The organism is Nocardia crassostreae, from assembly GCF_001613405.1.
Lineage (GTDB): Bacteria > Actinomycetota > Actinomycetes > Mycobacteriales > Mycobacteriaceae > Nocardia > Nocardia crassostreae.
Genome location: NZ_BDCH01000014.1, coordinates 288,026 through 307,612, shown reverse-complemented (window position 1 = coordinate 307,612; position 19,587 = coordinate 288,026). Strand labels below are relative to the sequence as shown.

20 protein-coding genes and 4 pseudogenes are annotated in these 19,587 nt (G+C 70.4%); 9 read left to right on the top strand and 15 right to left on the bottom strand.

The window, feature by feature from the left end:
• Positions 1–316: 316 nt before the first annotated feature.
• The 3 genes and pseudogenes from NC4_RS42600 to NC4_RS42595 all read right to left on the bottom strand — a co-directional run.
• Positions 317–424, bottom strand: a pseudogene (locus NC4_RS42600) (GlsB/YeaQ/YmgE family stress response membrane protein); the annotation flags it as partial.
• 252 nt (positions 425–676) lie between these two features.
• Positions 677–1,213, bottom strand: a complete 537-nt coding sequence (locus NC4_RS14015; RefSeq protein ID WP_439957502.1) for a maleylpyruvate isomerase family mycothiol-dependent enzyme — start codon at positions 1,211–1,213, stop codon at positions 677–679.
• Positions 1,123–1,314: pseudogene (locus NC4_RS42595) on the bottom strand (maleylpyruvate isomerase N-terminal domain-containing protein); the annotation flags it as partial. The gene NC4_RS14015 and the pseudogene NC4_RS42595, both read right to left, overlap by 91 nt.
• Positions 1,315–1,404: 90 nt before the next feature.
• On the opposite strand from NC4_RS42595, the gene NC4_RS14010 reads away from it, so the two are divergent.
• The 4 genes from NC4_RS14010 (at position 1,405) to NC4_RS14000 (ending at position 4,586) form a co-directional block, all read left to right on the top strand.
• Positions 1,405–2,364, top strand: coding sequence for a helix-turn-helix domain-containing protein (locus NC4_RS14010; RefSeq protein ID WP_067537418.1), 960 nt, complete (start codon positions 1,405–1,407; stop codon positions 2,362–2,364).
• On the top strand, positions 2,364–2,519 hold the full coding sequence (locus tag NC4_RS40205; RefSeq protein WP_157554683.1) for a hypothetical protein: 156 nt from the start codon (positions 2,364–2,366) through the stop codon (positions 2,517–2,519). Before NC4_RS14010 ends, NC4_RS40205 begins: the two co-directional genes overlap by 1 nt.
• A 219-nt stretch (positions 2,520–2,738) precedes the next feature.
• The gene (locus NC4_RS14005) at positions 2,739–4,070 is read left to right on the top strand and encodes a cytochrome P450 (RefSeq protein ID WP_084529055.1); all 1,332 of its coding nucleotides are present in this window, start codon (positions 2,739–2,741) and stop codon (positions 4,068–4,070) included.
• A 54-nt stretch (positions 4,071–4,124) separates the two neighbouring features.
• Entirely contained in the window at positions 4,125–4,586 is a 462-nt protein-coding gene (locus NC4_RS14000; RefSeq protein ID WP_067538060.1) for a hypothetical protein, read from the top strand.
• A 24-nt stretch (positions 4,587–4,610) separates the two neighbouring features.
• Here NC4_RS14000 and NC4_RS13995 read toward each other — a convergent pair whose 3' ends face one another.
• Positions 4,611–5,027: a MerR family transcriptional regulator gene (locus NC4_RS13995; protein WP_084529053.1), complete on the bottom strand. Its 417-nt coding sequence runs from the start codon at positions 5,025–5,027 to the stop codon at positions 4,611–4,613.
• 51 nt (positions 5,028–5,078) lie between these two features.
• On the opposite strand from NC4_RS13995, the gene NC4_RS42590 reads away from it, so the two are divergent.
• Positions 5,079–6,332 (top strand): MaoC/PaaZ C-terminal domain-containing protein, encoded by a 1,254-nt coding sequence (locus NC4_RS42590; RefSeq protein ID WP_084529051.1) that lies wholly within the window; start codon positions 5,079–5,081, stop codon positions 6,330–6,332.
• Positions 6,333–6,467: 135 nt separating this feature from the next.
• Here NC4_RS42590 and NC4_RS13985 read toward each other — a convergent pair whose 3' ends face one another.
• Together NC4_RS13985 and NC4_RS13980 are read right to left on the bottom strand one after the other, a co-directional pair.
• Complete coding sequence (locus tag NC4_RS13985; protein ID WP_067537415.1) at positions 6,468–7,010, bottom strand: hypothetical protein; 543 nt, start codon at positions 7,008–7,010, stop codon at positions 6,468–6,470.
• 452 nt (positions 7,011–7,462) lie between these two features.
• Positions 7,463–7,866 (bottom strand): annotated as a pseudogene (locus tag NC4_RS13980) (pantetheine-phosphate adenylyltransferase).
• 79 nt (positions 7,867–7,945) lie between these two features.
• On the opposite strand from NC4_RS13980, the gene NC4_RS13975 reads away from it, so the two are divergent.
• Positions 7,946–8,305: a hypothetical protein gene (locus NC4_RS13975; protein WP_067537412.1), complete on the top strand. Its 360-nt coding sequence runs from the start codon at positions 7,946–7,948 to the stop codon at positions 8,303–8,305.
• 109 nt (positions 8,306–8,414) lie between these two features.
• On the opposite strand, the gene NC4_RS41590 is transcribed toward NC4_RS13975, so the two are convergent.
• Positions 8,415–9,146: an NUDIX domain-containing protein gene (locus NC4_RS41590; protein WP_245721678.1), complete on the bottom strand. Its 732-nt coding sequence runs from the start codon at positions 9,144–9,146 to the stop codon at positions 8,415–8,417.
• Between the two features lie 114 nt (positions 9,147–9,260).
• Here NC4_RS41590 and NC4_RS40195 point away from each other — a divergent pair, with 114 nt between their 5' ends.
• The gene (locus tag NC4_RS40195) at positions 9,261–9,779 is read left to right on the top strand and encodes an alpha/beta fold hydrolase (protein WP_157554739.1); all 519 of its coding nucleotides are present in this window, start codon (positions 9,261–9,263) and stop codon (positions 9,777–9,779) included.
• On the opposite strand, the pseudogene NC4_RS42585 reads toward NC4_RS40195, so the two are convergent.
• From NC4_RS42585 to NC4_RS13940, 6 genes and pseudogenes are all read right to left on the bottom strand, one after another.
• Positions 9,694–10,539: pseudogene (locus NC4_RS42585) on the bottom strand (TIGR03619 family F420-dependent LLM class oxidoreductase); the annotation flags it as partial. The gene NC4_RS40195 and the pseudogene NC4_RS42585 overlap by 86 nt on opposite strands.
• Complete coding sequence (locus NC4_RS13960) at positions 10,539–11,678, bottom strand: cytochrome P450 (protein ID WP_067537409.1); 1,140 nt, start codon at positions 11,676–11,678, stop codon at positions 10,539–10,541. The pseudogene NC4_RS42585 and the gene NC4_RS13960, both read right to left, overlap by 1 nt.
• A 20-nt stretch (positions 11,679–11,698) precedes the next feature.
• Positions 11,699–13,000, bottom strand: coding sequence for a condensation domain-containing protein (locus tag NC4_RS13955; RefSeq protein ID WP_067537406.1), 1,302 nt, complete (start codon positions 12,998–13,000; stop codon positions 11,699–11,701).
• Positions 13,001–13,025: 25 nt separating this feature from the next.
• Positions 13,026–14,222: a GNAT family N-acetyltransferase gene (locus tag NC4_RS13950; RefSeq protein WP_067537403.1), complete on the bottom strand. Its 1,197-nt coding sequence runs from the start codon at positions 14,220–14,222 to the stop codon at positions 13,026–13,028.
• Positions 14,219–15,517: a DegT/DnrJ/EryC1/StrS family aminotransferase gene (locus tag NC4_RS13945; protein WP_067538054.1), complete on the bottom strand. Its 1,299-nt coding sequence runs from the start codon at positions 15,515–15,517 to the stop codon at positions 14,219–14,221. Before NC4_RS13945 ends, NC4_RS13950 begins: the two co-directional genes overlap by 4 nt.
• Positions 15,518–15,528: 11 nt before the next feature.
• The gene (locus tag NC4_RS13940) at positions 15,529–16,716 is read right to left on the bottom strand and encodes a 2-deoxy-scyllo-inosose synthase (RefSeq protein WP_169814796.1); all 1,188 of its coding nucleotides are present in this window, start codon (positions 16,714–16,716) and stop codon (positions 15,529–15,531) included.
• Between the two features lie 286 nt (positions 16,717–17,002).
• Between NC4_RS13940 and NC4_RS13935 the strand changes: the two genes are divergently transcribed.
• Positions 17,003–17,794 carry a helix-turn-helix transcriptional regulator gene (locus tag NC4_RS13935; RefSeq protein WP_169814795.1) on the top strand — a complete coding sequence of 264 codons (792 nt, stop codon included), beginning with the start codon at positions 17,003–17,005 and terminating at the stop codon, positions 17,792–17,794.
• Positions 17,795–17,810: 16 nt separating this feature from the next.
• On the opposite strand, the gene NC4_RS13930 is transcribed toward NC4_RS13935, so the two are convergent.
• Positions 17,811–18,473 (bottom strand): alpha/beta fold hydrolase, encoded by a 663-nt coding sequence (locus NC4_RS13930; protein ID WP_084529043.1) that lies wholly within the window; start codon positions 18,471–18,473, stop codon positions 17,811–17,813.
• Between the two features lie 259 nt (positions 18,474–18,732).
• Positions 18,733–19,194: a murein hydrolase activator EnvC family protein gene (locus NC4_RS13925; RefSeq protein WP_067537395.1), complete on the bottom strand. Its 462-nt coding sequence runs from the start codon at positions 19,192–19,194 to the stop codon at positions 18,733–18,735.
• Between the two features lie 114 nt (positions 19,195–19,308).
• Between NC4_RS13925 and NC4_RS13920 the strand changes: the two genes are divergently transcribed.
• Positions 19,309–19,572 carry a hypothetical protein gene (locus NC4_RS13920; RefSeq protein WP_067537392.1) on the top strand — a complete coding sequence of 88 codons (264 nt, stop codon included), beginning with the start codon at positions 19,309–19,311 and terminating at the stop codon, positions 19,570–19,572.
• Positions 19,573–19,587 lie beyond the last annotated feature (15 nt).

Here is a 19,587-nt window from a genome sequence, read left to right as displayed (position 1 = left end):
TCTGGCCGTGACCGCATGTGCGGTGCGATGCGATGCGCGAAACCCGCTGCCGGAAAAAGTTTTTCATCCGTCGGGCGCTCGTCGTAAATTTTCCTGATCGGCGGCGATTAGCGGATCGGGGCCCGAGTGAGGTTATGAGCCGCTCCCCTGGCTGGCCGGAGCCATTCCCTCGATACGTCACTGTGACGTATGTGGCTGGTGTGGCTCGTGGGGTGAGATTGCCGTCTGGTGGCGATACAGGCGCGGCCGGTCGTGGGAGACCCACGACCGGCCGCGCTGGGTGGCGGTTGGGTCAGCTGCGGACCTTGCCGACGATCTACAGGAGCAGGACGGCGCCGCCGAGGCAGGTGAGGAAGCTGAAGATGAGGCCGCCGCCGCGGACGTCGACGCCGAGGAGTTTGAGCAGGAAGCCGCCGAGGAGGCCGGTGCGCAGACAGGTCGCGCCGTCCTCGCCGAGTATCTCCGACCTGACCCGCGCCGAGCAACGCGAACCCTGTCAACGCGGCCAGGGGCATGCCAGGACCGCCAGCACGGCGAATCCGGCACGCCAGGGCGCGAAGCGCCGCGAGCGCGGTCCGGCGCGCGCCACCGCGGACCGTCCTGACCGTCCGGCCGGTGGCCACGCACAGATGTCGTGGCGCCTCGGCGATCTCGGCACTCGTCTGCTCGGCCCGGATCAGCGTGGGTGCGTCGCATCGAGCAGGGCCGCGTCCGGACCGGTGAGCCGACCCGGCGCGGGGCGGCGGCCGGTGATCAGGAGCAGCAGGCTGGTGGACGAGCCTTCGACCAGCGGGCCGGTGCCCACGCCCCAGGGGCCGTCGGTGGCGGCCAGGCGGTAGGCGCCGAACTTCTTGCGGGCGTGGAAGGGGAATCCGCCGTGCCAGATCCGGTCGAGGGCCACCTGAGCGGCGGGGACGGGCATCTCGCGCGGGATGCCCAGGGGGACGGCGATGTCCTGGCCGTGGACGAGCAGATCCATGAGCCGGTCGGCGGGAGTGGTGCCGATGGGGGTGGTGCGGGCGGGGATGCTGTCGCGCAGTGCGGTGAGCAGGTGCGAGGTCGGGTGGGTGTCGGCGTGGCGGATGCGGTCTCGCGCACCAGGCGGTGGAAATCGCCGCGGGCGCGCAGCAGTTCGCGCAGGATCGTGGCGAGCGAGGAATCGGCCGAGAGGATCACGTGCGCGACCACATCGCGCACGCGCCAGCCCTCGCACAGCGACGGTTGATCCCAGTCGTGCTCGGGCAGCGACTCCAGCAGGGTGACCAGGCTCGTGCGCTCGGCGGCGACGGCCTGCCAGATCTGGGCGGTGGTCATCGAAGCAGGTGCGGGTATGGACGGAACTCCTTGTCGTGAACGGTGTTCCAGTACCGTAGGAATTCCAGTCCGGTGGAGGTTCCAGCGATCGTGACCGACAACACACGCCGTGACGGCCTGGTGGGCATCGGGGAGTTGTCCCGGCGCACCGGCGTCGCGGTGCGCACCATCCGCTTCTACTGCGACGAAGGGATACTCGAGGCGCGGCGCAGCAGCGGCGGGCACCGGCTCTTCGACCCCGCCACCGTGGTCGACCGGCTACAGCTGATCCGCCGATTGCGGGCACTCGGGCTCGGGCTGGACGCGATCGGGGCCGTGCTCGCCGAAACCACCTCCCTCGCCGAGGCCGTCACCGCCGAAAGAACCGCACTCGACACCGAACTGGGTGCGCTGCACTGGCGGCGCGCCGCACTGCTGGCCGTCGAGCACGCGCCCCCGACCGACCGGGCCGCGCGGCTGGAACTGCTCGCCGCCGTCCAGAACCGCCACACCGCCCACGACACGCTCATCACCTTCTGGCGGCGCGTACTGACCCCCCTCCCGCCGCCGCTGTTCGACGGATTCGTCGCCATGAACATCCCCGCCCCGCCCGCCGACCCCACCCCCCGGCAGATCCTCGCCTACGCCGAACTCGCCACCGCCGTCACCGATCCCGCACTCCACACGGCGATGACCACCCAACTGTGGCGCCACGACCCCGGCGGCATCCGCGACAAACGCGCCCTCCTCACCGGCATCGCCGAAGCCTGCACCCTGGTCGAACCCCTGCTCCTCGCCCACGCCGAACCGCGCCCGAGCGCCGGGCTCGACCGCTTCCTCGACGCCCACGCCGCCGCCCGCCGCCTCCCCGTCACCCCACAGTTCCGGCGCGAACTACTGCACGCCGCCACCGACAACGACCCCCGCATCCACCGCTATTGGGCACTCACCACCGAAATCACCGGGACAACCACCGCCGGAGCCGCACAATCCTGGCTGCACCGGGCACTGACCCGCACAGCCGCCGCCGACGACACCCACACTCATCCGATCGCACTCGAATCCGCCTGATGGACACCAAGTCACACAGTATGGGCCCGCACACCCCCGCCGACGATCCGAACCCGCTACCGCACCCCGCCGAACTCGCGCTGTGGCAGCGCCGCGATCCCATCGACCGCATGCGCCGGGCGACGCCGCGCGACGAACTCGACGCCACCCGGTGACCACCGCGCACCCAGATGCCGCAAGCCCGCGGCGGGGTGAGGTGTGGGCGGTCGCGGCATCGATGTGGCCGCCCGCATCCAGCGGGACCGGCGGGGCGCTCAGTCCCCGCCCGCCGCGGCCGGGGAGTCGGCCCCTGACGGGCGAGCGCGGCGGTGATTACCCTGGAGCGCAAGGTTTCCCGATGCCGCACGGTCGCGGCGCCTGCGAAGGGATCGGTTGTGAGCACTGCCTACCCGCCCGGACCGCCGCTGCCGCGGGCACTGCAGACCGCCATGTACGCCAAATGGCGCGGCCCGCTGCTGCGGTTGGCGCGCCGCTACGGCGACGTGTTCACCCTGCATCTGGTGCCGCCGTACGCGGAGAACCTGGTGGTGTTCTCCCGGCCCGAGCACATTCGGGAGATCTTCGCCGCCGATCCCGCCGATCTGCATGCCGGGGAAGGCAATCGGCTGCTGGTGCACATCATGGGCGAGCATTCGGTGCTGCTCACCGACGAGGCCGAGCACGCGCGGGCGCGGCGGCTGCTCATGCCCGCCTTCTCCGGCTCCTCGCTGCGCTCCTACCGCACCATGGTGGAGGCCATCGCCAAAACCCACATCGACCGCTGGGCCGACGGCTCCACCGTGCACGCCCTGGACCGGATGAACGAGCTCACCCTCGATGTCATCCTGCAGGTGGTGTTCGGCCTGACCGAGGAACACCGCCGCGCCGAACTCGCCCCGCGGCTGCGGCGCATCGTCACTGTCAACCCGCTCATGTTCTTCGGCTGGCGGTATCCGCGGCTGCAGCGCTACGGCCTGTGGAAACGCTTCCGCGACAACCAGAACGCCATCGACGAGCTGCTGTATCGGGAGATCGCGCAACGCCGCGCCCACCCCGACCTCGACGCGCGCGCCGATGTGCTCTCGCGGCTGCTGGCCGTCGGCTCCGGTGACGACCCCGCCGACACTCCGCTCACCGATGCCGAAATGCGTGATCAGCTGCTCACCCTGCTGCTGGCCGGACACGAAACCACCGCCTCGGCGCTGGCCTGGGCCTGCCACGAACTCGCCGCCGCCCCCGACATCCAGCTCACCGCGCGCCGCGCCGCGCACGCCGGGGACGACAAATACCTCGAAGCCGTCCTCAAGGAGGCGCTGCGCCGCCGCCCCGTCATCGCCGCCACCGGCCGGAAACTGATCCGCGACATGACCATCGGCGGCCTGGACCTGCCGCGCGGCACCGTGGTCTCCACCTCGATCATCCTCGCCCACCGCAGCCCCGACAGCTATCCCGACGTCACGCGCTTCCGGCCCGAGCGCTTCCTCGACGGCAGCGTGGTCCCCCATACCTGGCTGCCCTTCGGCGGCGGCGTGCGGCGCTGCCTGGGTGCGGGATTCTCGCTCATGGAAGGCACCGCGGTGCTGCGGGAAATCCTCACCCGCTACCGGCTGTCGCTGCCGTCGGGGGAATCCACCGAACGCGAACGCATCCGCAACATCACCCACGTTCCCGCCCACGGCGCGCGAATCATCGTGACCGCCAGCGACTCCCCCGGCCCGCGGCCGTGACCCTGGTAATTCGGTGGCGCGCGCTCGCGCGCCGCGCGCATGCTCGACCCTGACATGACAGACGAACAACCAAGACTCGGCATCGATTTCGGCCGAGTGATCCAAGGCGCGGCACTCGAGCCCGGCGCCGCCGACACCGCGTTCCTCTCCGGCGGCCACGACGCCGCCATGAACACCCCGCCCAGCCCCGACGCCTTCGAGATCCTGCCCCGGCTGGTCGACCGGTTCGCCGGACACGCCTGGGTGATCTCCACATGCGGCCCCCGCGTACAACAGCGCACCCTGGACTGGCTCGACCACCACGACTTCTACCGCGTCGACAAGCGGGCACACTGCGCGCGGCTGGGCATCACCCACATGATCGACGACCGGCTCGAGGTCCACGACGCCCTGCGCGGGCTGGTGACGCACCTGTACTTGTTCGGCGCGCAGACCGAACCCGCACCGATGTGGGTGCGGCACGTGCCGACCTGGCGCGACACCGAATCCGCGGTGATCGCGACCCTGGCGCAGTGAGAGTGCTCGGTCCAGCCGCGGTGCTCAGTCCCGCGGCGGCGGGCGATGCGGCCACGGCGACAAGGCCACGAACTGCGCGCACTCCGCGCATTCGGCGATGACCGGATTGCGGCAGGCGGTCAGATGATCCAGGAAACGATCGGCGGCCCGCAGCACCTCGATGCGCTCGCGCAGTTCGGCGCGCTGATCGGCGATCAACGCCAGGCGTTCACTGTGCGCGCCGCCGCCGAGGCTGCGAATCTGCTCCAGCGACAACCCGGTTCGCTGCAGGACCCGGATCAGCCGGGCCCGATCCAGGGTCTGCTCGTCGTAATGGCGATGCCCCGACGGGGTGCGCGGGGGCGCCAGCAACCCCATCGCCTCCCAATGCCGCAGCACATGCGCCTCGATGCCGAGGACGGCGGCGGCGTCGCCGATCCGGAACGCGTCGACCATGGTCATGAAAATCTCGCCCCTTTACTTCACGTCGACCTCAAGTATTAGCGTGCGGGCATGTCCGATCCAGTACGTACCCCCAGCCTGCTCCAATGCTGCGTCGCGGCAACGGGTCTGCTCACCGGCGCGGTGCGCCCGCGCCCGGCCGATCAGCGGCTGCTGCGCTCGATCACCGATGCGGGACTGCCCACACCGGCGACCACCGTCACCGCGCTGCCGCAGGTGCCGCGGACGGTGCCGACCGCGATCGTCGTGGAAGGCACCTTCCGCCCGCGGCGCATCACCAATGCGCTCACCACCTCCCACATCGCCCATCCCCGCGCCGCGTTCCTCGTCGACCCGAGCGTGTGCGAGAACGCCGAACAGCGCGCCCTGGCCGAACTTCCCGCCGTGGTGCGGCCCCCGGCCGCCACGCTGAGCACCGTCGAGGCGCTCGCCCGGGTGCCCGGCCTGCCCGCACCGCAGTTCGCGCTGCCCACCCACGCGCACTGGGATCACGTGTGCGGGCTGCTGGACCTGCCCGGGCTGCCCGTACACCTGCACCGCGTCGAACACGACTGGGTCATGACCGGACCCATCGCCCCCGTCGGCGGGGTGCGCGACGCGCTACGCGAACGGCCCTCGGTGCGCCGGATCGCCGGGAAGGATCTGCTCACCATCACCAATACCTTCAGCGATCCGGCCGGTGCGGTCGTCTCGGTCATGCACACCACCGTCGTCGGGATCACCGGCGAGGACGTCAGCGCCGAGATCGGCGACACGATCGAGCGCGTCATCATGACCGGACTCGACGCGTCCTCCCGCACCGCGGCCGCCGACGACCTGCCCGATCCGGATCCGCAAGCCGCCGTACGCCTCTCCGACATCGCCCACACCCGCGCACCACGCACCACGCTCCGCTTCGACGACCTCACCGTCGGCGACGAGCTACCCGTACGGACCGTGCGCCTCACCCGCGGCGATCTGGTGAACTACGCCGGGGTCTCCGGGGACGTGAACCCCATCCACTGGCACGACGGTGTCGCGACGCTGGCGGGCCTCCCGGACGTGATCGCCCACGGCATGCTCACCATGGGCCTGGGCGCCGGATTCGTCACCGGCTGGCTCGGCGACCCCGGTGCCCTGACCCGCTACAGCGTCCGCCTGTCGAACTACACGGTCATCGAATCCGCCGCCCCCGGCGCCATCGAATTCACCGGCCGCATCAAATCCCTCGACCCCGCGACCCGCACCGCCGTCGTCGTCATCGTCGCGAAGTCGTCCGGCCGCAAGGTTTTCGGCCTCGCCACGGCCGACGTCCGCCTCGCCTGACCTCCGGTTCCCCACACGGGGTGCGGATTTCGGCCGCCGAGGCGCGCGCCGCCCGGTGACGAGCTGGCCTCGTCCGCCGCGTCGACGCGGTCGCCCGGACCCGGTGTGCCGGACGGGATTGCGTGTCGCCCGGGCTCAGCGCGGCGGGTCCGATGGTGTGTCGCGCCGTGCGAGGACTTCGTCGAGTTGGCGTTCCGCGCGTTCGGCGCGGGCGAGGGTTTGCGCGCGGGCGTCGTCGAGGGCGGCAATGCGCTCGGCGGCCTCGCGGCGCGCGGTGTCTCGGGCCGCCGCGGCTTCCGCGCGCAGCGCCCGAATCTCGGCCTCCGCTGCCGCGCGCGCCGCGAACACGTCATCGGCCGCCTGCTTGGTGACCCGCTCGAGCTCGCGCAGCGCGTCATCGCGCGCCCCCGCCGCCTCCGCAATCCGCGCCTCGGCCGCCACCGCCGCATCCTCGGCCGCCGACTCCGCCGCCGCCCGCGCATCCTCGGCCTCCCGCCGCGCCCGCTCCGCGGCCACGGTCGCCACCTCCGCCTCCGCCACCGCCGGATCGGCCAGCGTCGACAACTCCGCCACCGCCGCCTGCAACGTCGTCCCGAGCTGATCAGCCAACCCCCGAAACTGCCCCAGCAACTCATCGGCCCGCAACCGCGCCACCGTCACCGGCCCCTGTTTCGTCACAGTGACGTTCGCAACCGACCCCCCCACCTTCCCCCTCCTGCCGCCGCTGCCGTTCCCGCCACGCCCGCCACCGCGTGTGATCGGGATGATCGCAATACTCCGAGGGCCGCCCCGGCCCCCCCACCCCGCTTAATCGGTTTCGTACACCCCGGATAACTGCAAATCGCCGTAGCCACCCTCAAATCGTAGCGTTGGTTTCGTCATTTCCAACGGAACAACACGAAACGAAACCTAAACCGCCCCAATCAACCCCCCGCCGTCCTGACCTCCGATAAGTGAATTTATCGGAGGTCAGGACTTGACCTCTCCTTCAATCGACCGGCCCAACAATACGTTTCGTTTGGTTTATCCAATCGAAACGAAACCACAACGAATCCCGACGAAAACTGGGCTCGCATGTACGCCCGTACCATTCCGAGGATTGGAGATGACGACACGTCAACGATCGCGACCTAGTTTTCCGCCAGTCGCTTCAGCAGCCGATCGTGCACCGCCGTCGGCAACAGATCGGCGATGTCGCCGCCTGACGCGGCGACCTGCTTGACCAACGAGCTGGACACGAATCCGACAGCCGGGTCACAGGCGATGAAGTAGGTATCCACGCCGCCGAGTGTGCGGTGTGCCCGTGCCATGGGCTGCTCGTAGTCGAAGTCGTTGCCACCCGCACATTCCCGAGATTGGCGGTGACCTCCTGCAGCATCTCCACGCGCTCGTCGATGGTGAACATCGTCTTCTTACCCGAATTGACCATGACCGCCACCACTAGCTCGTCGAACTGAGCCGCCGCACGCTCGAACACGTCGACATGACCTTTGGTCACCGGGTCGAAGGATCCAGTGCACAGCGCTCTCGGCATGGCTACAGAAGGTACCGCCTGCCGGGCGGGATACAGTGCGCTGGACCAAGTCGACGGATTCGGAAGGGCGGAGGTTGGAATGTCCGACGCGGAGCGGGTGAGCTGGGAGCATCTGAAGACGCGGGTGCCGAGTGAGGCCGAGCGGGAGGCGTTGCGGGTGGAGTTGGTAGGGCGGGCGTTGGCTGTTGCGCGGGATGGGTGGGAGGCGCATCGGGGGGAGTGGTCGGATGGGGAGGTGGCGGGGGTGGCGCTGTTGTTGGGGGAAGCGGGGGTGTTGGAGGAGGTCGAGGAGGTTGAGGGGTCGGTGCTGACGCGGTTTGCCGGGCAGCTGTACGGGTTTCATGGGGCGCGAAAGGATATCGAGGCAGGGCTGGTTGGGACGCAGGCGTGTTTCGCGGCGGCGCGCGCCGAAGTGGATACTCGTGGACTAGACGGATGAGTCGGCGGGGAAACGTCACGTGACGTGGATGTCGGCGGGGTGGTCGACCTGACCGATCGCGACACGACACGGTCAATCCGCGCCCACCCCGCCCAACTGGCAACTCGGATCACAGCCGCCGATACACACTGAGGCACTGGCGGAGTGGTCCCCGCCAGCTGGCCCGGAGCGGTGCGACATACCCGCGGCGTCGCGCGAAAATCCGCACCCCCTCGGTGTCCGTGTCGGCCGGACTCTCGGCCGACACGGACACAGCGCCCGCCGACCCGCGGGCACCGCCCGGGCCCCACCACGCCACCCGACACGCGCCACCGGGCGAGCGCCGATCTCCGTGTTCCCGGATGCTGATTCGGGTCAGGGTTCGACGGGGTGGCCGTTTTCCAGGTAGGACGTGACGCCGGTGGTGCGGGCTTCGAGGGCGGCTGCTACGCGGCGGGCCAGGACGGCGGGGAGGCGGTGGGCGCAGTCGGTGGGGTCGCACCAGGCCCAGTTGCGGAGTTCTTCGGACTGGAGGCGGATGGCGGCGATTCGGTCGGGGGGGTAGGAGGCCGCCGTCGAAGAGGAGCATGATGCCGTCGGTGGGGTAGGGGCCGGGTGGGACCCAGTCCAGGACCAGCAGGCGGCCGGGGGTGATGGTGAGGGCGAGTTCTTCGGTGATTTCGCGGGTGGCGGCGGTGCGGGGGGATTCGTCGGCTTCGACGACGCCGCCGGGGAGTTCCCAGTAGTCCTTGTAGGTGGGTTCCACCAGCAGGACGCGGTTGCGGTCGTCGACGAACAGGACCCCGGCGCCCATGCGTTTGCGGGGCAGGGTCGCGAAGTAGTCGGCGCGCGCATTGTCCACGGGCGCAACAGTATCCGGTGCGGAGACGGACGGGTACCCGATTGCGCGCCGGTTGCGTGAGCTGCTGGGAGACGATCACCGGTGCTGGAGCCGCGGGAGGAAGTCGCCGAGAGGATGCGCGGGCCCGCGCCTACAGTGGCTGGGGTGAGCGGTGATCTGCCGGTGACGGTGGTGCGGACGGGAGACGGGCCCGAGGTCGTGCTGGTGCACGGCGGGGCGGGGCCCACGGCGACCTGGGCGGGGCTGGAATCGTTGCGGGCGCGGTGGACGCTCGCGGCGGTGTATCGACGCGGGTTCGCGCCGAGCCCGGATCCGGTGGGCGGCGGCCAGGATTTCGAGGTCGACGCCGAGGATCTGGCGGCGGTGTTCGGGACGGCGCGCCCGCATGTCGTGGCCCATTCCTACGGCACCCTCGGCACATTGATCGCGGCGGGGCGGCGACCGGAGTCGGTGCGGTCGCACCGGGTTTCGCCGACCGGATGGAACGCTTCCTCGCCGCCGTGTGAGGTCAGCGTCCGGCGGTGGCGAGCGGGAAGGCCGAGGGGCAGATGTCGTGGCGGAAGCGGGCCAGCGCATCGAGTTTCTGTTCGAGGGTGGCGTCGGGACCGTAGTACAGCATCCACGGCATGGTGATCGCGTGGGTGATGCCCGCCGCCTCGGCCGCGGCGAAGCGGTCGTCGCCGAGGGCGTCGGTCAATGGCGCCAGGATCGAGAAATCCGCCAGGGGCAGACCGTGTTCGGTGCGATAGCGGCGCAGCGTGGTGGCGACCTGCATCGCCTCGTCGAGGGTCATGCGGTCGCCGATCCAGCCGTCGTAGCGCGCGGCCCGGCGCAGCGCCACCTCGGTCAGGCCGCCGAACAGTATCGGGATCGGCGGTGGGGTGGGCGTCATCTCCAGGCGCGGAGTGCGGTAGTGGCGGCCCTCGAAGCGGGTCCAGCCCGGTGACCACAGCTCACGCATGAGCGCCACCATTTCCTCGGTGCGCGCCCCGCGCCCGTCGAATCGCGCACCCAGCAGCGCGAACTCCTCGGCGCACCAGCCCGCGCCCAGCCCCAGCTCGACCCGCCCGCCCGCGAGCACCGCCGCGGTGGCCACGGCATTGGCCACCGTGTACGGATCACGCAGCGCCGCAACATAGACGGTGGTGACGAAGCGCAACCGGCGCGTGCACGCCGCCAGGGCGCCGATCAGCGCCCACGGGTCGGGTCAATCGGTGAACGGCGCCCAGCGCCGCTGCCCGTCCGCGGAATACGGGTAGGGCGTGTCCAGGGGCTCGAAGTTGACCGCGTGGTCGGGGATGCCGACCCCGGCGTAGCCGAGTTCATCGGCGGCCCTGGCGATTTCGACGATCTCCGGAATCTCGACCAGGGCCAGGCTGATATAGAACTTCATCACCATCGCACCGGCAGTTTCGTCAGGCCGCCGGTGAAGATCTCCGCCCGCTCCGAGAGCGCGGCCGGGTCGACCGCCAGGGTCATGGTGGGGAATCGCGACACCAGCTGCCCGAAGGCGACCTGCAGTTCGATGCGGGCCAGCGGTGCGCCGATGCAGTAGCGGGCGCCGTAGCCGAACAGGAAGTGCGCGGCCTCCTGCCGGGCGATATCGATGGTGTCGGGATCGGTGAACACCGCCGCGTCGTGATTGGCCGAGGCGATGCCCAGCAGCACCAGCTCCCCCGCCGCCACCCGCGCGCCCCCGATCTCGAGATCGTCGCGGGCATAGCGCGGCATGCTGCTGGCATTGCAGGCGCGCAGCAACTCCTCGGTCGCGGTGACCACCAGCGCCGGGTTCTCGTGCAGTGTGCGCCACTGGTCGGGGTTTTCGAGCAGCATGAGCACACCCGCGCCGATCTGCACCGCGGAGGTTTCGTGCCCGGCGAACAGCAGCACCATGGCATGCATGGCGATCTCGTCGTCGCTGACGTCCGCGACCGCGCACAGCCGCGACACCACATCGTCGCCGGGCGTGCGGCGCTTGGCCTGCACCAGTTTCAGGCAGTAGGCGTACAACCCGGCGTACCCCTGTTCGACCTTGGCGCGGTCGCGGACATGACCGACCTGTTCGACCCATTCGCGGAACTCCTCGCGCTCCTCGTAGGGCACGCCGAGCAGCTCGCAGATCACCAGCAGCGGCAACGGCAGCGACAGCGCCGCCTGCAGATCGGCCGGAGAGCCCTGCTCCTCCATGGCGTCGAGCAGTGCGGTGGTGATCTGCTCGACGCGCGGGCGCAGCTCCCGCATGCGTTTGGGCGAGAAATGCGGTTGCAGCAGCGACCGCATGCGCGCGTGATCGGCGAGCTCGGTGTCGAAATTGCCGATCGGCCCGCCCGAGAACGCCGCCTGCCCCAGCCGGGGCGCGGTCTCGGGGGTGCGGTGCGAACGGCCCAGGCGCGGTTCGGTGAACAGCTCACGCACCTGCTGATAGCCGGTCACCAGCCAGGCGTCGTCGCCGGTGGGTGTGGTGACCTTGGTGACCGAGGGCACCGCCGCGCCGGTGACCGGGCAGGTGGCGGCGGGGGTGGAATTCTGCATGACGAGCTCCTCTGCGGGTGTTACTGGGTGGGCGCGGCATGGGCCGTGCCGAGGCCGGTGTCGACGGTGTCGAGAATCGAGAGCCACTGGGCCACAATCGTGTTCACCCGTTCGGCGCCGAGCCCGCCGGTGGGCGAATGTACCGAGTAGTGCACCCGCGCCCCGTCCTCGCCGCGGTAGCCGCCGAGCAGAATCGCCAGATCGAAGCTGCCCAGCCGGGCCATATCGCGGGAGCGGGCCGCGGGGAGGTGGCCGCCGAGTTCGCCGACGAAGTTGAAATAGAACTTCGGGTTGCGGAAGGTCTCGAACCGCGCGCGCAGATCGGGGTGATACCAGCGCAGCAGCATGAAATCCTCGGGCGCCTGCGGGAATTCGGCCATGGCGTGGCGCATGCGGGCGGCGTGGCTGCCGGTGGTGGCCGCCAGCAGCCACGGGTAGTCGTCGGAGAGCCAGCCGACGGTGCGGCTCAGATCGGTGCCGGGACGCAACCGCGCGTAGCGGCCGTGTTTTTGCACCTGGATCGGGCGCGCGGCACCGAGGACATCCTCGACGGCGAGGCCGAGGGCGACCAGCAGGATGCGGGTGTAGGTGGCGTCGAAGGCGGCGGGCAGCTCCTCGAACAGCCGCGCGGCCCGGGGCCCGTCGATGACCGCGTCGAGATAGACCGGGTCCGGTGTCTCCGCCCGCGTGGTGCGGGCGGGTTCGGGATCGCAGGTGGCCCACCAGTAGTCGAGTTCGCCGAGGCGGGTGCGGGCGTGCTCGGTGAGGAACGCCGCCCACTCGGAGCTGGTCGTGGTCTCTGGTGGCAGCGCGAGGGGCGCACCGGATTCCCAGTGGCTCACATAGGCGGTCATATCGCCCCACAGCACCCACAGCGCCACCGCATCGCAGGCCACGTGATGCACGGTGAGCAGCAGGATGTTTCCGCCCGCGGGGCGGGTGAACAGGGCTGCGGTCACGACCCGTCCGGATTCGAGGTCCAGGCGGGCCTCGTTGACGGCGGTCTCGGCCGCGATCACCACCCCGAAGTCCGCGTCGGCAAGCGCGCTGATGTCGACGGTGCGCAGATCGATCCGGTCCTGGTCGATCTCACCGCCGGAGGCGGGCAGGATCTCCCAGGCAGCGTCGGGGCCGAATGTGTAACGGCTGCGCAGGGTCTCGTGGGTGTCCATGAGCGCGTTGATCATGGCGCGCGCCGCATCGGCGCCCATGGCAGCCGGGACCGGGAAGGGCATGGTGATGCCGAAGGCCCCGGGATCGGTGTCCCACTGCAGGAATCGTCGGGCGGCGGCGGGCAGGTGGCCGATACGGGGTGTGGTCATCGTGGCTTCCTCGAACGTGCGGACATCAGAAGGGAGTGGTGTTGAACGGTGCGCGCGAGGTGGCGAAGGCTCGCTCCAAGGCCGCGGCCGCACCGGGGGTGAGCTCGTCGACGCGGCCCGCGCGCTGCAACTCCCCGACCGTGTGCGCCCCGAAGTAGACGGTGGTCAATTCCAGGGGGTCGGCGCGCGCATCATCGGGGGCGGGTTCCCAGCGCCCGACACCGTCGGCGATGTCGAGGGTGTAGCGGCCCGCACTCATCCCCCACGGGTCGGCGACCTCCACCACTCCGGTGAACCCCGCGGCGAAGCTGCGCGCGCCGATGGCCGTGGGCAGGTTGATGATCCACCCCCACACGCCCGCGTCGACGCCGGTCACCGCGGCGGTGCGCGGATCCTCGAGCAGCAGCGGCAGCGGATCGTCCAGGGCGGTGTCCACGTGGATCTCGGCGCATTCGCCGTGGCCGAGCAGACAGCGCAGCAGCTCGCGCCGGGCGCTGACGGTGAGCGCGCACAGATCACGCACCCGCACGGTGTCGCCGACGAGGTCGTAGACCACATACCCGTCGGGGTGCACGAGCGCGAAGTCCTCGCCACCGAAGGCGCTGGGCCAATAGAACTCGCCGCGTGCCAGCGCACCCGGGGTCTCACGCTGCCAGCGCGCATGGATCCCGCGCAGCGCGTCCCGGCACTCGGCCACCCGCACCTCGCGCACCACCGACGAATCCGGTTGCGCCGCACGCAGGGCCGACCGGCGGCGATCGAGGACCAGATGCCGCGTATAGGTCGTCACGCCCAGATACGGGTAGGTGCCGCCGGGTCCGGGCATGGCCGCGAACACCTCCGCGCCGGACTCGGCGGCGATCGCCATCAACTCGGCCTGCACCTTGGCGTAGATGCCGCGCTTCTGATGCGTGGTCGCCACCATGCCCTGCGCGCACGCCGCCACCGCGAGCTGCGCGCCGCCGGGCACCGTCACGGTGCTGCGCATGATGGCGGCGGTGCCGACCAGGCGCGGCGCTCGCGGGTCGACGACATCCTCGACCACCGCGATGTCCTCGAGCCGGAACTGCCGCTTCCAGGCCGCGAAGTCCTGGGTCTTCACCCCGCCGAAGGCGCGCGCGTACCGGTCACGCAGGGCCTCCCAATCCGATTCGACGGCGCGGCGGGTGCGGATGCCGTCGATGGTGCGGCGCTCCCAGTCCGCCATCAGGTCCGAGGTCATGTGAGAGTTCCTTCCGCGCTGCGGGATCGGGCGTGGGCACGCACCTTGGCCAGGGCCGTGAGCAGATCGTCGATATCGGCGCGCGCGCCCAGCAGCACACTGTGGTGCACGAGCAGGGTGTGGTCGCGGTAGTGGTCCGCGCCGGGATAGGCGCGTCCGGCCGCGCGGTCGGCGGCGCGGTCGGCGGCGCGGCGCCACAGCCGGGCGAAGCGTGGTTTGGTGTGCGGGCGCAGCAGGGTGCTGCGGTGCAGGGGGTCGCGCGGCGGATACACCTTGGTGCCCAGTTCGGCGGTGAGCGCGGCGGCGACCTGCTCGATCGGCATGGCGCCGAACGTGCCTGGCGCGCACCGGATTCCGTACTCGTAGATGGCGCGGCGGTCGACCTGCGCGGGCACCGGCACCGGCGACAGTCCTCCGATGGCGGTCAGGCCCGCCGCGAGTTCGGTGGCGCGGAGCTGCCGCCGGGCGTGCTGGGCGTCGAGCCGGGCCAGCTGATCGAGCAGCCCGGCCGCGGTCAGTTCCGAGAGGCAATAGTTGGCGCCCATGACCGCGCCGAGCTCGACGAGTTCGTATTCCCCGGCGGCGGGTGCGTGCGCGGTGTAGCCGCGCGAGTCGGCGCGCAGCATGAGCATGCGCTCGTAGAGGTCGCGGCGGTCGGTGGCGGCCGCGCCCGCCTCACCGCCCGCGAGGGTCTTGGCCGCGCCGAGACTGAAGACGCCGATCTCGCCGAAGGTGCCGACAGCCTGTCCGGCCCAGCGGGTTCCGTGTGCCTGCGAGCAGTCCTCGATCAGGGCGATCCCGGCGGCGCGGGCCACCGCCACGACCTCGTCCAGCCGCACCGCGGTGCAGGCCAGATGCACCGCGATGACGGCCTTCGTGCGCGGGGACAGCGCGGCGCGAAGCTGCTCGCCGGTCAGGCATCCGGTATCGGGATCGACATCGGCCAGCACCGGCAGCGCACCGACCCGCAGTACCGCGGTGGCGGGGGCGACCCAGGTCATGGCGGGCACGATCACCTCGTCGCCGGGCCCGATCCCCAACGCCTCCAAGGCGATGACCAGCGCACCGGATCCGTGGTCGACACCGACACCGTGGGCCGCGCCGAGGTAGGCGGCGAAGGCCTCACCGAAGAGTCGTTCGCGCGATTTGCCGCCGGTGGGGCTGTACCAGCTCACCGACCAGCGATCCGAGCGCAGTGCGGCCAGCAGCGCGGCTTCGGTGCGCTCGTCGTATTGCGGCCAGCGCGGCCAGGGTGTGCCCGCGCGCACCGGTGTGCCGCCGTGAATCGCCAGCATGTCCGGCCCCTTCACACGCCGACCGCGGGGGCCGGTGCGGCCGGTTGGGCGATCACGTCCAGGGCCGCACGCACCTCGGCGAGCGAAACATGGGTCAGCGGAACGTCTCCGGTGTGTTCGGGGCGGCCCAAGGAGCGCAACAACACGAACGGCACCGCGTCCGGGCGGGTGTCGAGATAGCCCTTCTTGTTGTCCTCGGCCACCACCGCCAGCACCTGCTCGAGGCGCACCGTGCCGGGCAGGGCGGGTTCGACTTTGAGACCGGTGACGATCTCGTAGTGGATGCTCACCTCGTCGTCGGAGAGCCACCCGCGCGCATGCGAGATGTGCGCGGCCACCAGCATTCCCACAGCAATCGCCATTCCGTGCGGAATGCCCGCCGCCCCGCGCGCCCGGTGATCGCATATTTCGATGGCGTGCCCGACCGTGTGCCCGTATTCCAGCACCAATCCGGTCCCACGCTCAAACGTGTCGTCGCGGGTGACCGCGGATTTCGCGGCAATGCTCGCATCCAACAGCCACAGCAGATTCTCCGGGGCGGCGAGATCGTCGCTCGCGATGACCGTGCGCAGCGGCTCCAACGCCGCGGGCTGAATCGCCAAGCAGTTCTTCGCCATTTCACACAATCCCGACCGCAATTCCCGTGCGGGCAGGGTCGCGAACAATCGCACATCGGTATAGACGGCAGTCGGCGCGTAGAACGTGCCGATATGGTTCTTGCCGACGCCGCTGTTGATGGCCTGCTTGAGCGAGAGCACCGAATCCATGGCCGCGATGGTGGTGGTCGGCACATGCACCAGGCGCACGCCGCGGAACAGCAGATTCGCCATCAGCCCCGCCAGATTGCCCGGCACGCCGCCACCGAAGGACACCACGATCGAGCGCCGGGTGATGCCCGCGCGCAGCGCCGCCTCGAGATGAGCCGACAGGCACGACAGGTTTTTCATCGATTCCCCGGCCGGGTGGGTGAGCACGATCGACGCGATACCGTGGGTCAGCAGCGCGATTTCCCCGGCATACAATTCCGCCAGCAGATCATCGGTGACCACCACCAGTTTGTCGGGGCCGTATTGCGCTATCGCGCTCGCGATCTCGGCCATACAGTTCTCGCCGGAATAATAGGGAATCGATTGCTCGCCGATCCTGATCGTGCGCGAACGCAGTCCCGCGGTGCCGGAATAGGTTGCCGTGCTTGCCATTTCCGTGCTCACTCCTGCTGTGGTGCCATTCGCGGATGAATCGACCGGCTTCGATGCCGCACCCGCAGTGCAAATATCGAATGCGAGGTCTCGATTTGGCAACCGCTGGGATACCCCAGTCATGACCACGCCCGCGCGCCGGTACCACCGGGCGGGTGCGCGCCGCGGCGCGGTGCTACCGGCAGGGGTCGCGCGAATCTGCGGCTCGCCGCGAAATCCCGCACCGCGCCCGCCTATCCTGAGGCGGACGAACGGGTACGGACGAGGACGGGCAACGGGAATGTCGGTGGCTGACAACGAAATCGGTGCCAGCACCGCCGATGAGCTGCGGGCGCCGAGCCTGGCCGAGTTCGTGCGCGAACGCCGCGGCCGCGCCAGCGCCGCCCACCCCGGCGGACTGACCCGCAAACAACTGGCCGAGGCCACCCACGCCAGCCTCGGCTATATCGCCAAGATCGAACAGGGTGAGGCGCTCAATCCGGGCCCGGCCGTCCTCGACTCGCTGGCCACGGTGCTGAAACTGGACGTGGCCGAACGCATCCACCTCTACCATCTGGCGCAGCAGCGTCCGGCGCTGGCGCCTCCGCCGGTGCTGCGCCGCGCCGACACCGAGGCGCGGCCGGTGCGGGTCCTGCTCGACGCGCTGCTGCCGCATCTGGCAGCCGCCATCGACGACGGCTGGCATGTGGTGGACTGCAATGCCGCCCTCGATGCCGCCCTGCCGGGGCTGGCCCGCAACGTGCACGTACTGCGGTGGATGTTCACCGATCCGCGGGCGCGCATGGTCGTCGAGGAATGGGAGCGCGAGGCGGGGCTGATGGTGGGGCGCTTCCGCGCCTACGCCGCCGGGGCCCCCGATCGCGCCGAGATCGACGCGCTGCTGCGCGAACTGGGCGAGCACCCCGACTTCCGGCGGCTGTGGGCCGCCGGGCACGTGCACATCGGGCGCTCAGATCCCGGGTTCACACTCCGTAATCCCAAGACCGCCACCGTGTTCGACGTGCGCGTGCAACGCTATCGCGGCACCCCGCCCGGGCCCGCGCACCAGCTGTTCATCGGACTGGTGGACGCGGGGTGAGCGGCCGGGTGAGCGGCTACGGCAAACCGTCGAGGAAGGCGCGCAGCAGCGGATTCACCTCGCCGGGATGGGTGAGATTCGGTGTCATCGACGCCCCGGCGATGGTGTGCACCGTCGTCGGATTGCCCAGCGCCCGCGCCATCTCGGCCATCTCCCCGGCGTCGTTGGCCTGGTGGGCCAGCCCGCGGATGACCAGCGCCGGGCAGTCGATCTCACCGAGCAGGTCGAGCACCGAATCACGATTGATCAGACACTCCGCCGCCGCCCGCACCCGGGCGCGCTCGGCCGCGAGCCATTTCTCGCGCCACGGTTTCTGATCCTCGGCCGTCGCGCCGATCATGAGCGAGGACACCATCTTGATGGTCGGCGCCAGCGGGACCTCCCCGGTCCACGCGTCGATCACCTCCCGGTAGCCGATCTTGCGGTGCGCGGGCATGGCGGTCGCGGTGGAGCCGATGACGATCAGCCCGGCCACCCGCGGATGGGCCAGCAGCGCCATGCGCACCGCCGTGAACCCGCCGTGCGCCACCCCGCCCACCACGACCCGCTCCAAGCCGAGCGCGTCCACCACCGCCCACGCATCGCGCGCCAGATACCAATAGCTGAACGGGGTTCCGGGATCCTCGCTGGGGCCGTGCCCGCGGGAGTCGATCGCGATCACCCGATACCGCGGCGCCAGCGCCCGGGCTTACGGGGCGAACATCTCCTGATCCATGAACAAGCTGTGCCCCAGCACCACCGCTCGTCCCTCGCCCCCGGTATCCGTGTAATGAATCCGCACGCCCCCACTCACGACAAACGGCATTCGCCCACTCTCTAATTCGTCCACAGAACCGCTTCACGCTATCGCACACACGGGCGAACCCGGCCGCCTCGACGGACTACGTACCCATGTGGTCGAGCTATGAAACCTGCTCCGCCCGAGCGGAATTGGGCCCTCAGCCGCTCAGCGCCACCCGGCGCGCCGCCACCGGATAGGCCGCACCCGCCAGCCGCGGCAGCGGGTCCAGGCGGTCGGGGCCGGGCCGCACCCAGACGGTGCGATGCCATTCCAGATGCAGGTGCGGGACCACGTCGCCATTGGTGCCGCGGTCGGGATTGACGGTGGCGATGCGCTCGGCGGCCTCCACGCGCCGACCCACCCGGACCTCGGGGCGGACGTGACCGTAGACGGTGGTGCCGCCCCCGTCGGCGGCGGGATGATCGATGACCACCCACAGCCCAAAACCCGTTGCGGCGCCGGAGTGCACGACATACCCGCCCTGGCAGGCGAACACCGGCCGCCCGGCGGAACCGCCCGGGAACCCGAAGTCCACACCCCAGTCGAAGCCGCCCGCGCGCGGACCGAACGGGGAGGTGACGATATGACCGAATTCCAGCGGCCAGATCTTCGGCGCCATGTAAACCTCCCTGTGTTCATTGTCGCGGAATCGGCCACGGCTTGCGGGCGCTCTCGCCGATCGGATTGGCTGTCCTGCAGCAGAACTGACCATTCGGATATTTCAGGAGGACGCATGCGATCCATCACCACCGGCGCCGTCGCGGTGGCCCTGGCCGCCACCGTGGCCACGGCGGGTCCGGCATGGGCCGAGGAGCCCGCGCCGGAGCGCTCGGAGGAGAACATCTCGGTGGATGTGACCCTGCTGGGCTGCTCGATCGGCGCCGGGCTGGGTGGGGATCTGGTGGTGGCGCTGGCGGCGGGGCGGGGTTCCAGCGCCACCATCCAGTCCGGGCTGGCGGCGCGGCTGCGCGCTGCGGGATGCTTGCCGTGGACATGATCGGTTGAGCGCGGG

What these genes read in the sequence shown, in the direction of transcription:
- NC4_RS13975 (WP_067537412.1), top strand. Translation starts at nt 7,946, where the DNA reads ATGTCCGACGCGGAGCGGGTGAGCTGGGAGCATCTGAAGACGCGGGTG.
- NC4_RS42590 (WP_084529051.1), top strand. Translation starts at nt 5,079, where the DNA reads ATGTCCGATCCAGTACGTACCCCCAGCCTGCTCCAATGCTGCGTCGCG.
- NC4_RS13945 (WP_067538054.1), bottom strand. Translation starts at nt 15,517, where the DNA reads ATGCTGGCGATTCACGGCGGCACACCGGTGCGCGCGGGCACACCCTGG.
- NC4_RS14000 (WP_067538060.1), top strand. Translation starts at nt 4,125, where the DNA reads ATGACAGACGAACAACCAAGACTCGGCATCGATTTCGGCCGAGTGATC.
- NC4_RS13920 (WP_067537392.1), top strand. Translation starts at nt 19,309, where the DNA reads ATGCGATCCATCACCACCGGCGCCGTCGCGGTGGCCCTGGCCGCCACC.
- NC4_RS13940 (WP_169814796.1), bottom strand. Translation starts at nt 16,716, where the DNA reads ATGGCAAGCACGGCAACCTATTCCGGCACCGCGGGACTGCGTTCGCGC.
- NC4_RS13925 (WP_067537395.1), bottom strand. Translation starts at nt 19,194, where the DNA reads ATGGCGCCGAAGATCTGGCCGCTGGAATTCGGTCATATCGTCACCTCC.
- NC4_RS40195 (WP_157554739.1), top strand. Translation starts at nt 9,261, where the DNA reads ATGCGCGGGCCCGCGCCTACAGTGGCTGGGGTGAGCGGTGATCTGCCG.
- NC4_RS13960 (WP_067537409.1), bottom strand. Translation starts at nt 11,678, where the DNA reads ATGCAGAATTCCACCCCCGCCGCCACCTGCCCGGTCACCGGCGCGGCG.
- NC4_RS13995 (WP_084529053.1), bottom strand. Translation starts at nt 5,027, where the DNA reads ATGACCATGGTCGACGCGTTCCGGATCGGCGACGCCGCCGCCGTCCTC.
- NC4_RS13950 (WP_067537403.1), bottom strand. Translation starts at nt 14,222, where the DNA reads ATGACCTCGGACCTGATGGCGGACTGGGAGCGCCGCACCATCGACGGC.
- NC4_RS40205 (WP_157554683.1), top strand. Translation starts at nt 2,364, where the DNA reads ATGGACACCAAGTCACACAGTATGGGCCCGCACACCCCCGCCGACGAT.
- NC4_RS13955 (WP_067537406.1), bottom strand. Translation starts at nt 13,000, where the DNA reads ATGACCACACCCCGTATCGGCCACCTGCCCGCCGCCGCCCGACGATTC.